The following is a 13788-nucleotide window of genomic DNA, read 5'->3' on the forward strand; positions in this document are numbered from 1 at the left end:
ACATGTCCTAGGCACGCGGTGAGGCGCAGGCTCCCGCGAGGGCCATGTCGACGACGGACCGGGCGAAGTCCTCGGTGAGCGTGCCGGTGAGCCCGGGCATGAGAAGACGGTTGTAACAGGCGCCCCACATCATGTCGACCATGACCGTCACATCGACGTCGGCGGGGATCTCGCCGCGCTCCCTGGCGGCGTCCAGGATGTCCAGGACGGCGCGGCGGCGGGGGGCGACGTAGCGTTCGCGGATCGCCTCGGCGAGGTCGGCGTCGATCTGCGCGGCACCCAGCAGTTGCGCGAAGGCGGGACCGGCCGGCTTGCTCGCCAGCAGCCGGGCGAAGGCCCCGAGGATCTCGCGCAGGTCGCGGCGGACGTCGCCGGTGTCGTGGAAGGCGAGGTCGATGTGGAAGGTATCCGTGAAGGCGTCGAGGGCGAGCGCACCACGCGAGGGCCAGTGCTTGTGGACGGTGACACGGCTGACGCCGGCGCGGCGGGCGACGCGCTCGACGGTGAAACCGGCGATCCCGGCCTCGAAGAGCGTCTGGGCTGCCGCCTGCAACACGGCCTGGCGCACTTCCCCGAACGGACGCCGGCCACGCCCCACGGGGGGCCGCGCCGTCACGGCACCGGAGCGGTTCGCGGGAGCACTCATCGTGGGGATGGTACCCCCGCGAGCCGGGACGCCGGGAAACGCGTCACGGAAGACGCCGGGAAACACGTCAAGGAAAACGCACACCGTGGACATATGGCTCATGTCCCGGCCCGGGGGCCGGGGCCCTGGCCAGGTGCGCGGGTCCGACAGGCCGCGGCCGGACGCGAAAGAGCGCACCGACCGTCCGGTCAGCGAGGGACGCGGCGGTAGACCGAGGTGAGCAGCTGATCCTTGGTGGGGCCGCAGACGGCCCAGCGCAGGTGCCATTCGTCCGGCGACAGCACGGTGAACGTGCCTTCGTAGCGGTCGGCGGCACACTGGTGCACGGCCGTCCAGCGACCACGGCGCAGATCCAGCAGGTGGAACGGACGGCCGTCCGCGAAGGACACCTCCGCGGTGCCGTCCGGGAGCGGCAGCATCAGCAGGGTCCGGCCGGCGTTCCACGCCGCGTCGCCCCACTCGACGACGCCTTCCTCCGCGTGCAGCCACGTTTCGTCCGCGCCGTCGGTGCGAAACTCCGCCCGTCCCGTGAAGCTGCCGGTGTTCCCGCCGTCGTACAACTCACGTTCCACGCTCCAACTGCCCGCGAGGTAGGTGAGTGCGTCGGGAACGGCGTGGAGGGCGGGGCTGGACGACGGCATGACCACAGTGTCTCATCCAGGACCCCCATGACGTCCCGCCCCGTGGGCGCCGGACCTCCGGCGGGACACCGAGGCATGCGGGACAGCGGGGCATGCGGGACACCGAGGCAGGCGGGACACCGAGGCCCTCGCATTCCGCCCGCGCCTCGGCACCCGCCGCCCGCGGCGGCGAGGAAGGGGGCCGGGAGCCGGCACCGGGCCGTGCTGCCTCGCGGCCCGGCGAGCGCCCGGATCGGTGGGGTGGCCTCACGGGCAGGTGGCCGACGCCGGCGCGGGATTCTGCTGCCGCTTCGCTGGGAGGATGCGGGCCCGCGCCTCGCCGAATCCGATCCGGGTGCCGTCCGGGCCGGGCGCGGTCGCGGTCAGCGCGACCTCGTCCCCGTCCTCCAGGAAGGTGCGCGGCAGGCCGTTGACGGTTATGGGGTCCTTGCCGCCCCAGGTCAGCTCGATGAATGCGCCGCGCTGCTCGCGCTCGGGACCGGAAATGGTGCCGGAGGCGAAGATGTCGCCGGTGCGGGAGGGCGCGCCGTTGACGGTCTGGTGCGCCAGCATCTGGGCGGGAGACCAGTACATGGCGGAATACGGCGGCCGGCTCACGATCTGCCCGTTCCACTCCACCGCGACGTCCACGTCGAGGCCCCAGGGCCGGGTCATCCGCAGATACGGCAGAACGGCCGGCTCCTGGGGAGGGGTGGGGACGCGGGCGGACTCCAGGGCGAGCAGCGGTACCACCCAGGGAGAGATGGTGGAGGCGAAGGACTTGCCCAGGTTGGGGCCGAGCGGGACGTATTCCCACGCCTGGATGTCCCGGGCCGACCAGTCGTTGAACAGGACGACCCCGAAGATGTGGCGATCGGCCTCATCGGCGGGGACGGTGTCCCCCATCGCGGTGCCGGTGCCCAGGACGAAGCCCAGCTCGGCCTCGATGTCCAGCCTGGTCGACGGGCCGAACACGGGTGCCGGGTCCTCCGGGCCCTTGCGCTGGCCGGAGGGCCGGACGATGTCGGTCCCGGAGACCACGATGGACGCAGCCCGCCCGTGGTAGGCCACGGGGAGGTGTTTCCAGTTGGGCATCAGCGGTTCCGGGTTCTGCGGCCGGAAGATCCGGCCGAGGTTCGACGCGTGGTGCTCGGAGGCGTAGAAGTCGACGTAGTCGGCCACCTCGACCGGCAGGTGCAGTCTCACCGTGTCCAGTTCGTGCACCGCGTCGGCCGGCACCTCGCCCCGCAGCCGCTCGGCGATCTCGGCCCGTACGGCGACCCAGCGGTCGTGGCCCTGGGCCATGAAGGGGTTCAGGCTCGGCCGTGCGAACACCTCGTCGCCGAGCAAGCGGGCCAGGTCGACGACGAAGTCGCCGTAGCGGGTGGCCACGCGCGGTTCGCGACCGCCCGCCGAGTAGACCCCGTAGGGAAGATTGTGCAGGCCGAACAGCGAGTCGGCCGGGACGGTCAGCCTGGTGGTGTCGGTCATGGACGTACCTCGGTCAGATCGGTGACGGCCTCGGACGGCAGGATCCCGAGGCGGACGAGTTCGATGGCGGGCTCGGCGATGGAGCAGGTGCCGAAGGAGCGGAAGCAGTCGCGTACACCGGGCGGGAGCGCACGCACGCGGGCGGCGACGCGGCCTTCGTCGCGGTCGGCCAGCAGCGCGGCGAGCTGGTCCGCCCCGGCTCCCTCCAGCGCAGCTCCGGTGGCGGTCAGCAGGTTGAGGAAGCCGTGCTGTTCGAAGCCCGTCTCCGGGTCGGTGTTGCGCAGCGCGTGGTGCAGCCCCGCGGTCGCCTTGTAGGCGACGCCTGCCCGTACGGCCGCCAGGATCGCCGCGGCGAGTTCGGCCTCGTCGGGGTAGAGGTCGGCGCGGACGCCGCCGGTCCGGAACTTGGCCAGGTATCCGCTCGCGCCGAGTGCGGCCAGGAGCGGGGCGCGCCGGGCGTCGCGCGGCACCTCGACGTACACGGTGACCGCGTCGCTCCGGTCCGGAAGCGCGCCCAGCGCGTCGGCCAGGGCCGGTACGACGGCCTCGGCCGCGACACCGTCCGGAACCGTCACCTCGAGTCCGACCAGCCGGACCGCGGGGATCCGCGCCGCGGCGGTGACGGCGTTCCGTACGCCCGGCAGCGGCACCGTCGGCGAGAGGTCGAAGGAACCGGGAGGCAGCTCGGCCGTCAGCCCGGCCAGGCGGCCGATGTGCTCGGCCGCGAGAACGAAGGGGCCGACAAGGGGCGCGTGGGCGCCTCGGGTGTGGGCCACGTGGGCCGGGACGGCTTCCTCCAGGGGCAGGGACCCCGGCGGGAAGAGCGCGGCGTCGTCGCACAGCCCGGCCAGCAGCGGCGGGATCACGTCGGGCGGTCGCGGATCGCTCATCGGTTGAGCTCCCATGAGTACACATAGCCGCCGTCGTCGGTCTCGCGTGCGGCCTCGCCGAGCATCAGGGGACGGAAGGTGTCGACCATGACCGCCAGCTCGTCGAAGGACTCCGCGCCGATCGCCTGCTCGATCGCGCCCGGCTGCGGGCCGTGCGGATGACCGCCCGGGTGCAGGCTGATCGAGCCCCGTCCGATGCCGGTGCCCTTGCGGGCCTCGTAGTCGCCCGCGCAGTAGAACATGACCTCGTCGGAGTCGACGTTGGAGTGGTAGTAGGGCACGGGGATCGCCTGGGGGTGGTAGTCCACCTTCCGGGGGACAAAGTTGCAGATCACGAAGTTGTGGCCGGCGAAGACCTGGTGCACCGGCGGCGGCTGGTGGATCCGTCCGGTGATGGGCTCGAAATCGCGGATGTTGAAGGCGAACGGATAGAGGCAGCCGTCCCACCCCACCACGTCGAAGGGGTGGTGGGGAAGCGTGTGCACCGTCCCCACGACCCCCGTCCGGCCGCGGTGCTTGATGCAGACCTCGACGTTCTCCCCTTCCGCGGTGCGCGGACCGGCGGGGAGGCGGAAGTCGCGTTCGCAGTAGGGGGCGTGCTCCAGCAGCTGCCCCCGCTCGGAGAGGTACCGCTTCGGCGGGGTGATGTGGGAGTTGGCCTCGATGGCGTAGATCCGCACGGTCCCGTCGGGAACGATCCGGTACGTGGTCGCTCGCGGTACGAGCACGTAGTCGCCGTCGCCGACCGCCAGATCGCCGAAGACGGTCTCCACCGTCGCCCGGCCTTCCTCGACGTAGAGGCATTCGTCGCCGATGGCGTTGCGGTAATAGGGGCTCACGGAGTCGGCGACGACGTACGCCAGCCGCACGTCCTCGTTGCCCAGCAGCAGCCGGCGGCCCGTCACCGCGTCGACGTCCGGGGCGTCCGCAGCGAACAGCTTGTGGGTCGCGAGGTGGCGCGGCACCAGCGGATGGTTGGGGACCAGCGACTGGTCTCCCACGTCCCAGGTCCGGAACTCCCGCACCGCGGAAGGGACGAACCGGTGGTAGAGCAGGGAGGAGTCCGAGGAGAACCCCTCCTCACCCATCAACTCCTCGTAATACAGCTTCCCTTGTCCGTCACGGTGCTGAGTGTGCCGCTTCGGCGGAACCAGCCCCGCGGAGTGGTAGTACGGCAAGCCTGTCTCCTGCCCTGTCAGAATCTGCGCGCCTTGTCCGTGCACCTTGCCTGTGCACCTTGTTTGTGCACCTTGTTTGTGCACCTTGTTTGTGCACCTTGTTTGTGCACCTTGTCCGTGCGCTAGGCGCACAGATTTGCGCGTTCATCGCACTACACTGCTGACCGTAGGGTGTCGTCGATGGGGCGTCAAGGTCGCGTCACGCGGGCCGGACAGTGCGTCCGCGCCCGGACCACGGACCCCGGCGCCCACCGGCGTACGCACCGAGGAGCGCCCTGCGACCTGGGCGGAACATCGAGCGGGGAGGCTCATATGGCGAAGCTGCAGGGACTGGACCGCGGGCTGCGGGCCTTGGAGATCATCTCTCTGAGCGCGGAGGGCCTCACCCTCGCGGAGCTGGCGAGCCGGCTCGAGATCGACCGGGCGATCGCGTACCGCATCGTGGAGACACTCGAGGACCACGCCCTGGTGACCCGTGGCCCGCACAAGCGGGTACGCCTGGGCGCGGGCGCGGTCGCGCTGGCCGGCCGTTTCCATCCGCAGCTGGTGCAGGCCGCCGAGCCGGTGCTGCGCGAGCTGGCCGATGCCGTCGGCGCCGCGGCCTTTCTCACGGTCGCGCACGGCGACAAGGAGTGCGTCCCGGTTCTGGGCGCCGAGCCCACACGGCACCAGGGGCCGGTCCGCGTGGGATACCGCATCGGCATGAGCCACCCCCTCTCCAAGGGGGCCAACGGCATCGCCATCCTCGCGCTCGGCGCACCGGATCCGGACGATTCCGAGGAGGTCGTCAGGGCGCGCGAGGCGGGCTACAGCATCACCTCCGGCCAGCTCCAGCACGGCGCGACCGGCATCGCCTCGGGTTTCGAGGCCCCCGGACTGCTGGGGGCTTCCGTGGGGGTGGTCGCGATGGGCCCGCTGGAAAAGGAGGACATCGCCGGTCAGGTCCGCGAGGCGGCCGCGAAGCTGGCCGCGCTCAGCACGGCCTGACCCGGCGGGACCGTATCCGGGCCTGCCCCCGGGCGCGACCCCGGCCATACCCGGGCCTGACCCGGGCACGACCGCGCCCGGAGCGGCGGCCGCGGTCCGCCGCGAGGAGGCGATACCGGCGCGGCAGCGGCCCAGCAGTCGTGCATCAGGCGTCCGTCGGCGTCCATCAGGCGTCCATCAGCCGGAGCACGACCGGCCGGAGAAGCGGCCGCGCCCGGCGAGGCCGTGCTCACGATGGACGGGAAGACAGCCGTGGCCGAAGTCGGCCCGGGACGGCTGCGGCGGGAACCGGGGACGGCTCGCCCGGCTCCCGAGCGATCCGGCCAGGCGCGCCGCACCATGCGGGCGTGGGCGTGGCCCGGCGCCCACCCGGTCCCTTTCCGGGACGCCCCTTTCCGGGGCGACCCTTTCCGGGACGGCCCCTTTCCGGGACGGCCGCGCCCTCGAACGTGGAGCGGCTCCGGCGCCACGCCTGCCGGAGACGCCTCGTGTCCGGGACGTGGTCAGCGGAACCAGACCAGCACCGGGATGCGGATCTCGCGCCTCCGGCGGAGAACGAGGTACTCGAACACGACGGGCTCGCCGGGGATCTGGAGGCTGTACCGGCCGCAGAGGTCGTCCATCGGCTCCATCGGGTCACCGGGCGGCTGCCGGTCACGGTCGATCGCGCCGCCCACCTCGAGGGCTAACGCGCTCAGGAAGTTGACCACCTTCTTGGACAGGTCCGGTGGCATGTCGAGCATCGTCCGGGCCGGGATCTCCTCCGTCCAGGCGGTCCAGCCACGGCGCGGAGCCTCGCTCACCGGGCGGCCCCTTCGCGCCGGGCGGTGTGTTCGAGCCTGACGGACTCTTCGCGCCGGGCGGTGTGTTCGCGCCGGTGGGCGCGTTCGTCCCCGGATACCGGACGGCGTCCGGCGGCGGCTGTTCCGGCTGTGCGCCCATCCTTTGTGTCTCGCATTGGCCTTTCCTCGCGGGGATCGGATGCCTGAGGATTATCCGCCAGATCCCCCCGCATCGTTCACCGTGAACCGGATCGGCGGCGCCCTCGCCCCGGTCCAGTACCGACCGATTCTCCGGAGGACACATGGCCCGAAGACGCACCTTACTCGGCGCGGTCAGCCTGGCGGTTGCCGCCCTGCTGGGACTCGGCGCATCCCCCGCGGCGAACGCCGCCGGACCGGCGTCCACGGCACAGGGCTCCGCAGCCCGGATCCAGGGCGTACACCCGGAACTCAACGGCCACCGCATCAAGACGGTGAACAGCGCGACCGTCTACCTGGTCCTCGACGGCAAGCGCCGCGCGATCCCCAACCAGACCACGTACTTCCACCTGTTCCGCAGCTGGGACGGGATCGAGAACGTGATCGACATCGAAAGCATCGACGACGGCGGCAGCCTGTCGGACGGTGCCATGCTGGCCAAGTCCCCCTCCTCCGCCACGGTTTACCTGGTCAGCAACGGCCTCAAGCGCGCGATCACCAGCCGGGCGGTGTTCGACAAGTACGCCTTCGACTGGGACAAGATCGTCACCGTGAGCGCGGTCGTACTGGACGCCGTCCCCGACGGACCTGTCATCTCTTCCTGACGCTGCCCGGGGGCCGTTCGCCTGCGGCGGTGGCCGCTGCCGTTCTGCCGGACGACGGCGTGGTCCTGCCAACCCAGGCCCTGGGCGCGCCGCTCTTCAACGGCTCCGTGGTTCCCAGTCCGGCCGTGGGCGGTCATGCGGCCGGAAGCCGTGGCCCGCTGACGTCCAGGAGGGCCAGGCGGTCCGGCGTCCTCGGTGCCGGGTCGGGCGGTGTGGAGCATCATGCGCGGGTCCTGGCCGGCGACGCCGAGGACGTCGCCGGCCAAGACCAGGGAACCGGTCTGAGGACGGCCGGTGGTTGCCCGCGCGGCACGGCACGCGGCGAAGTCGTCCGCGCCCCCGGCGTCGAGGACGCCACCTCCTCGACGCCGTCTTCCAGGCCGGTCCCGCTGCCGTCCGCGGACAGAGCCCCAAACTCGCCTCCCGCTACCGGCCAGTTGTCACCGGCCCCGGAAGGCGCCGGTTCCCTGCCATGGGGCCGGGGCCGGTGCTTCGCGGCCCCGGCCGGAGCGCTCTGCCCGCACATCTCGCCTTCCGCCGACTGGGGGCAACGGGTGAATATGCATGCGGCTTGATTCGAACCGGCGTGGGCGGCGCACTCGGGGAGCGCGCACATCTCAGGATGCGCCCCGTTCGGACTCCGCGCGCCCTCCCGATGGTCACGGGCCGCCGCAATGATGAGCTGACCGCGCGTGATCCAGTCGACTCCGCACCCCTGCCCTTCGGCAGGTGGACATGCGGTGGAAGGAATCCACGGTGTTGCTTCTCATCTCCCCGGACAGCGTCGAGGAGGCCCTCGACTGCGCACAGGCGGCGGAGCACCTCGACATCGTCGATGTCAAGAAACCCGACGAGGGCTCGCTCGGCGCGAACTTCCCTTGGGTCATCAGGGCGATCCGCGACGCGGTCCCGGCGGACAAGCCGGTGTCCGCCACCGTGGGAGACGTACCGTACAAGCCCGGCACGGTGGCCCAGGCGGCGCTCGGTGCGGCTGTCTCCGGAGCCACCTACATCAAGGTCGGCCTCTACGGATGCACGACGCCCGAACAGGCCGTCGATGTCATGCGCGGGGTCGTCCGGGCGGTGAAGGACTACCGGCCGGACGCGTTCGTCGTCGCCTCCGGCTACGCCGACGCCCACCGGATCGGCTGCGTCAATCCGCTCGCGCTGCCCGACATCGCCCGCCGCTCCGGCTCCGACGCGGCCATGCTCGACACCGCGGTCAAGGACGGGACCCGGCTGTTCGACCACGTTCCGCCCGACGTCTGCGCACAGTTCGTCCGGCTGGCCCACGAGGCGGATCTGCTCGCCGCCCTCGCGGGCAGCGTCACGGTGGCGGACCTCGGCGCGCTCACCCGCATCGGCACGGACATCGTGGGGGTGCGCGGGGCGGTCTGCGAAGGAGGCGATCGCACCGCCGGAAGAATTCAGCCGCGGCTGGTGGCCGCCTTCCGGGCGGAGATGGACCGGCACGCCCGGGAATGCGCCGCCGCCGTCGCCACCGCGAACTGACCCGGCATGCCGACGAGTCGGCCCCGTGGCACACACGGGGCCCGCGGCCCGTGTCCCGCCGTCCTCGACCCGGCAACGGGCGAGGTCTTCGACGAGGCTTCCGCCCGGCAGCCGGACGCGCGGAACGCCACCGTCGGCCGGGCGCACGGTGCCTGGCGCAGTCGGCGGGCCACCCCTGTCGCCCGCACCACCGCGTCGCTCCCGGCGGCCGACGCCCTGGAGGCGGCCGGGGCCGTTGAGGCAGCCGCCGCCCTGCAGGCAGCCGATGCCGTAGAAGCAGTCGACGCCCTGCAGGCAGCCGGGGCCCGCCGTGCCGCGCCGCTCCCCCGGGAACAGGGCAACCCCCTGGCCGAGTCCGTCGAGGACAGCGGTGAGGACAGCGGTGAGGACAGCGGTGAGGACAGCGGTGCCGACGTCGCGGGCGGGCCGCGGAGGGCTTACGGAAACCGCAGGCCGTGCACCGTCGCGCACCGTCCACGGGAGGCGTGCCGATGAGGTTCGGTGCCGCGGTACTGCGCTCCTACGAGAGCCGATTCGCCATCGAGGAGGTGGTCTTGCACGCGGGGCCGGCCGATGGCGAGATCCTGGTCCGGATCGCGGGCTGCGGGATGTGCCGGACCGATCTGGCGGTCCGGCGTTCGGCGGGCCGTTCACCGCTGCCGGCGGTGCTCGGCCACGAGGGGGCCGGGGTCGTAGTGGAGACGGGCGGCCCGGACACCGGCCTGAGCGCGGGCGACCACGTCGTGCTGAGCTTCGACTCCTGCGGGCACTGCCGGAACTGCATGGGCGCGGCCCCCGCCTACTGTGACTCCTTCGCCTCGCTCAACCTCTTCGGCGGTCGTGCGGATCACGCGGCGCGGTTCACCGACGCGGCCGGTGGCGCCTTGGCCCCCCGGTGGTTCGGTCAGTCCTCGTTCGCCGAGTACGCGGTGGTTCCGGCCCGCAACGCCGTCCGGGTCGATCCCTCGCTGCCCATCGCACTCCTCGGCCCGCTCGGCTGCGGCTTCCTCACCGGCGCCGGAGCGGTCCTCAACTCCTTCGGCGTCGGCCCCGGCGACAGCATCGCGGTCTTCGGCGCGGGAGCGGTGGGCCTGGCCGCGGTGATGGCGGCCACCGCCGCCGGGGCGGTGGCCGTGGCCGTCGACCGGTACCCCGAACGACTGGCCCTCGCCGAGCGGTTCGGCGCGACCCCGCTGCGCGCCGCACCGGCCGGCCTGTCCGACCGCATACGGCGGCTGACCGAGGGCGGCGCGCGGTACGCACTGGACACCACGGGATCCGCCCAGCTGATCAACGAGGCGCTCCGGTCCCTGCGGCCGACCGGCCACCTCGGCCTGGTGGCACGGCTCCACACGGCGCTGCCGCTCGAACCGGGGACGCTGGACCGGGGCCGGAAGATCTCCCACATCTGCGAGGGGGACGCCGTGCCGGGACTGCTGATTCCGCGGCTGATCCGGCTCTGGCAGGCCGGGCGCTTCCCCTTCGACCAGCTGATCCGTGTCTATCCGCTCGCCGACGTCAACGAGGCCGAACGGGACTGCGAGGCGGGCCGCGTGGTCAAGCCCGTCCTGGTCCCGGAGGGAAAGGGCCGATGAGGGAGGCGTACGACCCCGCCGCTCGGGTGGGCGACCGCCCGGTGACGGACGGCCGCGGACACCGGCACCCGCACCGACCGCCGTGATCGGCGCCCGCGGCCAACCGGCACCCGCCGGACCGGCGAGACCGGCCGGCCGGACCACCGCACGCGCACGGCCGCGCACCATCGGATACGCCCGCGCAGCGGCCTGACCACGGCCACGGCCACGGCCACGGCCACGACCACGGCATCGTGCGTTCACCGCGGATCCGACACTCGTACTCCTTGCTGTTCGTGATCTCTACTCGTGTCAAGGGAGGCCCCATGGCCGGCACAGCACATCGGACCACCGGTGTGGAAGGCGTGGAGAACACCACCGTGGAAGCCGTGGAGGACACCACGGCGGAAGGCGTGGCGAGCACCACCGTGGACGGCGTGGAGGGGGGTGTGGGCCTGACCGCCCTCATGGTCGCCGCGGCACGGGCGATCGAGACCCACCGCCACGACAGCCTGGCGCAGGACGTCTACGCGGAACACTTCGTGCGCGCCGCACCGGCGTCCGCGGACTGGCCGGTGCGCATCCAACACGCCACGGACGGCGACGCGAATCCGCTGTGGGGGCGGTTCGCACGGTACTTCGGTCTGCGGACCAGGGTCCTCGACGACTTTCTCCTCCGGTCGGTGCACACGCGGGGCGCCCGCCAGGTGGTCCTGCTCGGGGCGGGACTGGACACGCGGGCCTTCCGGCTCGAATGGCCTCCCGGCTGTGTGATCTTCGAGATCGACCGGGAAGGCGTGCTGGCGTTCAAGCACACGGTGCTCGGCGGGCTGTCGGCCACCCCGAAGGCGGCACGCGTTCCCATCCCGATCGATCTGCGCGCCGACTGGGTCGCAGCGCTCACCGCCGCCGGCTTCGACACGGCCGCACCGAGTGTCTGGCTGGCCGAGGGGCTGCTGTTCTACCTGCCCAACGCCGCCGAGACCTATCTCATCGACACGGTGGACCGGTTGAGCACGCCGGGAAGCGCGCTGGCCTTCGAGGTCAAGATCGAGAAGGACCTGATGGAATACCGCGACAGCCCGCTCTACACCGCGACGAAACACCAGATCGGCATCGACCTGCTCCACCTGTTCAACCGAGAGCCGCGCCCCGACTCCGCGGGCCACCTGGCCGACAGGGGCTGGGCCACATCGGTCCACACCCCCTTCGACTTCACCCACCGGCACGGACGCGGCCCGCTGCCCGAGCAGAACGACGCGCTGGCGGGCAACCGGTGGGTGTTCGCCGACAAGTCCCGGCCATAGCCCTGCTGCCGGGCCCGGCCCCCGGCCGTGCCCGGCTCCGCGCGGCCGGGGGCAAGGCCATCACCGCTGGCTGTCCGTCTACGCTGTCGCCATGGGTGTGGGGATCGAGGTGCTGATCGTGGACTGGCCACGGGTCGAGGCGACGAAGCCCAGCACCCGGGAGGAGTTGCTGATCGACGCCGCGTTCGGCGAGGTGTACAGCGACGATCTCTTCGAGCACGGCTGGTCCTGGCCCACTCGGCCGGGTGAGGACTGGTACGCCCGGTACGCCTTCCGGGACACGATCGGCTCCTACAAGCCGCACTTCTGGGCCGGTCACCGCTGGGAGCACCTGCGTGACGTCGTCGAACCGCAGGCGCGCGAGGCGCTGGACCGGTTCAGCGACGCGCTGTTCTGGCACGGGATGGCAGACACTCCGGGGGCCGGTTCGCCGCTCCCGGAACGGCCGTGCACCTGGGACGCGGACGTGTTGCTGTGGTGTCCACCGGATCAGGTGCCGCTGATCGCCGGATGGTGGCGGCGGGCGCGTCCCCGCCTCGAGGAGCTGCGCGAGCCGTTCGACCGGCACGCGGCGGAACCCCACGGCTGGATCAACACCTTCGACGAGTTCGCGCGTTTCCTCATCGACTGGGGAGAGGTGGTCGACACGGCGGAGCGCCGGGGCTGGGGCATCGTCGGCCTGCGGTGCTGACCGAGGACGGTGGCTCCCGGCCGACGACGGCCACCACCGGTTGGCGGTCCAGCGCCGCGTCGTACAGGCCGCTGAGGAGATGGAGCGCGCCGGAGCCGGGCGAGGCGAGGCAGCACAGCCCGCCCGTCCGGTGAGTTTGGCGTGGGCGCAGGGCCATCAGCGCGGCCGATTCCTCGTGCCGTGCGTGGATGAACTCCGGAGGTGTCCGCTCGCCGGGCAGTGCGGTGACCAGGGGGTCGATGTGCCGGACGGGGACGCCGAACACCCGGTCCACATCCCACGCCCGCAGGCGTGCCGCAATGAACGCGCAGACGCTGGCCACGTGGACCTCCCGCACCCTGGGCCGACGGTCGCCGGACCGGGCAGCAGCCCGCTGTCCGGAGCGCAAACGCGCCATGATCGTTTTCGGCCGCCGATGAGCGGCGACTCACCGCCGACACCGCTTCCATGTCCCTCCGACGCCGTTTCGGTGGCGCGTGCCGAGGGCACTCGTGCCAGCCTCGAAGTGAGCCGTCGGCGGCTGAACCCGCACCCGCGGTCGCCGAGGCGGGCGTCAGGAGGGCGAACGCACCGTGGCGGTGGCTGATGAGAACGCGTCGACCCGGCCGACCGGGGGGGGCGTGGCGTTGCCCACGGCCCTGTTCCTCGTCCGCTACGGCTATCCGTACGCCGAGCGGTGGATCACCGGGCCGCTGGCCGAACAGCACCTGTGCGACCGTCCGCGCAACCAGCCCACCCGCACCGCCCTGGGCGTCGCCGCCGTCTGCGGCTGCGCCGCGCGCTCAGCCGGTGGTACTTCGGGAAACGGGTGGAGCTGCCCGCCGCCGACACGCAGCGGCGCCGCATCGAGGTCGTGCGGGCCGCCCCGGGGGAGGCGGAGGAGGCCGACCACCGTTGAGTGAGGGGAGAGCCGGGCATGGCCGATGACACCACAAGTGCCCCGCGAGGGACGGGCGGAGGCCCGGCCCACGGCGACCCGCTGTACGGACCGCGGCCCGAGGTGGCCGGGGCGGCCGGTTACCCCGATCCCCCGCCGCGCATGGGCTTCTTCACGGACACCTCCGTGTGCATCGGCTGCAAGGCGTGCGAGGTGGCCTGCAAGGAGTGGAACGCGATTCCGGAGGACGGCCTGGAACTGACCGGGATGTCGTATGACAACACCCAGGGGCTCGGTGCCAGCACCTGGCGGCACGTGGCCTTCATCGAACAGCGCAAGCCGCTGGGCAGGCAGGAGCCCGGGGTCGGCCACGACGGCATGGATGTCTTCTCGGCCGCCAGGGGTCTGGGGGCCTCCCCCTCCTCCCCCC

General features: G+C 72.2%; 14 protein-coding genes and 1 pseudogene. 8 read left to right on the forward strand and 7 right to left on the reverse strand.

Going from position 1 to position 13788, the window contains the following annotated elements:
- Positions 1-7: 7 nt before the first annotated feature.
- The 5 genes from AXW62_RS26780 to AXW62_RS26800 form a co-directional block, all read right to left on the reverse strand.
- Positions 8-646, reverse strand: a complete 639-nt coding sequence (locus AXW62_RS26780) for a TetR/AcrR family transcriptional regulator (RefSeq protein ID WP_060946771.1) — start codon at positions 644-646, stop codon at positions 8-10.
- Positions 647-834: 188 nt separating this feature from the next.
- Positions 835-1287, reverse strand: a complete 453-nt coding sequence (locus tag AXW62_RS26785) for a DUF6314 family protein (RefSeq protein ID WP_060946784.1) — start codon at positions 1285-1287, stop codon at positions 835-837.
- Positions 1288-1533: 246 nt separating this feature from the next.
- Positions 1534-2757: a fumarylacetoacetase gene (gene fahA, locus AXW62_RS26790; protein ID WP_060946772.1), complete on the reverse strand. Its 1224-nt coding sequence runs from the start codon at positions 2755-2757 to the stop codon at positions 1534-1536.
- Positions 2754-3647 carry a hypothetical protein gene (locus AXW62_RS26795; protein WP_060946773.1) on the reverse strand — a complete coding sequence of 298 codons (894 nt, stop codon included), beginning with the start codon at positions 3645-3647 and terminating at the stop codon, positions 2754-2756. The genes fahA and AXW62_RS26795 overlap by 4 nt, the downstream gene beginning before the upstream one ends.
- Entirely contained in the window at positions 3644-4825 is a 1182-nt protein-coding gene (locus AXW62_RS26800; RefSeq protein WP_060946774.1) for a homogentisate 1,2-dioxygenase, read from the reverse strand. Before AXW62_RS26800 ends, AXW62_RS26795 begins: the two co-directional genes overlap by 4 nt.
- Before the next feature lie 312 nt (positions 4826-5137).
- Between AXW62_RS26800 and AXW62_RS26805 the strand changes: the two genes are divergently transcribed.
- Positions 5138-5812: an IclR family transcriptional regulator gene (locus AXW62_RS26805; RefSeq protein ID WP_060946775.1), complete on the forward strand. Its 675-nt coding sequence runs from the start codon at positions 5138-5140 to the stop codon at positions 5810-5812.
- Positions 5813-6315: 503 nt separating this feature from the next.
- Here AXW62_RS26805 and AXW62_RS26810 read toward each other — a convergent pair.
- Entirely contained in the window at positions 6316-6615 is a 300-nt protein-coding gene (locus AXW62_RS26810) for a hypothetical protein (RefSeq protein WP_060946776.1), read from the reverse strand.
- A 281-nt stretch (positions 6616-6896) separates the two neighbouring features.
- Between AXW62_RS26810 and AXW62_RS26815 the strand changes: the two genes are divergently transcribed.
- The 6 genes from AXW62_RS26815 (at position 6897) to AXW62_RS26840 (ending at position 12481) form a co-directional block, all read left to right on the forward strand.
- Complete coding sequence (locus AXW62_RS26815; RefSeq protein ID WP_060946777.1) at positions 6897-7397, forward strand: hypothetical protein; 501 nt, start codon at positions 6897-6899, stop codon at positions 7395-7397.
- Positions 7398-8132: 735 nt separating this feature from the next.
- A complete protein-coding gene (locus AXW62_RS26820) occupies positions 8133-8909 on the forward strand; it encodes a (5-formylfuran-3-yl)methyl phosphate synthase (protein ID WP_060946778.1) in 777 nt (258 codons plus the stop codon).
- 6 nt (positions 8910-8915) lie between these two features.
- Positions 8916-9404: a hypothetical protein gene (locus AXW62_RS47240; RefSeq protein ID WP_060946779.1), complete on the forward strand. Its 489-nt coding sequence runs from the start codon at positions 8916-8918 to the stop codon at positions 9402-9404.
- On the forward strand, positions 9401-10504 hold the full coding sequence (locus AXW62_RS26830; protein ID WP_060946780.1) for an NAD(P)-dependent alcohol dehydrogenase: 1104 nt from the start codon (positions 9401-9403) through the stop codon (positions 10502-10504). Before AXW62_RS47240 ends, AXW62_RS26830 begins: the two co-directional genes overlap by 4 nt.
- Positions 10505-10809: 305 nt before the next feature.
- Positions 10810-11790 carry a class I SAM-dependent methyltransferase gene (locus AXW62_RS26835; protein ID WP_079115814.1) on the forward strand — a complete coding sequence of 327 codons (981 nt, stop codon included), beginning with the start codon at positions 10810-10812 and terminating at the stop codon, positions 11788-11790.
- A gap of 91 nt (positions 11791-11881) precedes the next feature.
- Positions 11882-12481: a hypothetical protein gene (locus tag AXW62_RS26840; protein ID WP_060946781.1), complete on the forward strand. Its 600-nt coding sequence runs from the start codon at positions 11882-11884 to the stop codon at positions 12479-12481.
- Here AXW62_RS26840 and AXW62_RS47245 read toward each other — a convergent pair.
- Positions 12411-12878, reverse strand: coding sequence for a thiamine pyrophosphate-binding protein (locus tag AXW62_RS47245; RefSeq protein WP_079105387.1), 468 nt, complete (start codon positions 12876-12878; stop codon positions 12411-12413). The genes AXW62_RS26840 and AXW62_RS47245 overlap by 71 nt on opposite strands.
- A 519-nt stretch (positions 12879-13397) precedes the next feature.
- On the opposite strand from AXW62_RS47245, the pseudogene AXW62_RS26845 reads away from it, so the two are divergent.
- Positions 13398-13788 (forward strand): annotated as a pseudogene (locus tag AXW62_RS26845) (4Fe-4S dicluster domain-containing protein); the annotation flags it as partial.

Source organism: Streptomyces hygroscopicus subsp. hygroscopicus (assembly GCF_001553455.1).
Lineage (GTDB): Bacteria > Actinomycetota > Actinomycetes > Streptomycetales > Streptomycetaceae > Streptomyces > Streptomyces hygroscopicus.

Bases quoted from the DNA above. Each gene is read 5' to 3' on its own strand.
- AXW62_RS26785 (WP_060946784.1), bottom strand. From the start codon at position 1,287: ATGCCGTCGTCCAGCCCCGCCCTCCACGCCGTTCCCGACGCACTCACC.
- AXW62_RS26795 (WP_060946773.1), bottom strand. From the start codon at position 3,647: ATGAGCGATCCGCGACCGCCCGACGTGATCCCGCCGCTGCTGGCCGGG.
- AXW62_RS26805 (WP_060946775.1), top strand. From the start codon at position 5,138: ATGGCGAAGCTGCAGGGACTGGACCGCGGGCTGCGGGCCTTGGAGATC.
- AXW62_RS26815 (WP_060946777.1), top strand. From the start codon at position 6,897: ATGGCCCGAAGACGCACCTTACTCGGCGCGGTCAGCCTGGCGGTTGCC.
- fahA (WP_060946772.1), bottom strand. From the start codon at position 2,757: ATGACCGACACCACCAGGCTGACCGTCCCGGCCGACTCGCTGTTCGGC.
- AXW62_RS26820 (WP_060946778.1), top strand. From the start codon at position 8,133: ATGCGGTGGAAGGAATCCACGGTGTTGCTTCTCATCTCCCCGGACAGC.
- AXW62_RS47240 (WP_060946779.1), top strand. From the start codon at position 8,916: ATGCCGACGAGTCGGCCCCGTGGCACACACGGGGCCCGCGGCCCGTGT.
- AXW62_RS26830 (WP_060946780.1), top strand. From the start codon at position 9,401: ATGAGGTTCGGTGCCGCGGTACTGCGCTCCTACGAGAGCCGATTCGCC.
- AXW62_RS26835 (WP_079115814.1), top strand. From the start codon at position 10,810: ATGGCCGGCACAGCACATCGGACCACCGGTGTGGAAGGCGTGGAGAAC.
- AXW62_RS26840 (WP_060946781.1), top strand. From the start codon at position 11,882: ATGGGTGTGGGGATCGAGGTGCTGATCGTGGACTGGCCACGGGTCGAG.
- AXW62_RS26780 (WP_060946771.1), bottom strand. From the start codon at position 646: ATGAGTGCTCCCGCGAACCGCTCCGGTGCCGTGACGGCGCGGCCCCCC.
- AXW62_RS47245 (WP_079105387.1), bottom strand. From the start codon at position 12,878: ATGGCGCGTTTGCGCTCCGGACAGCGGGCTGCTGCCCGGTCCGGCGAC.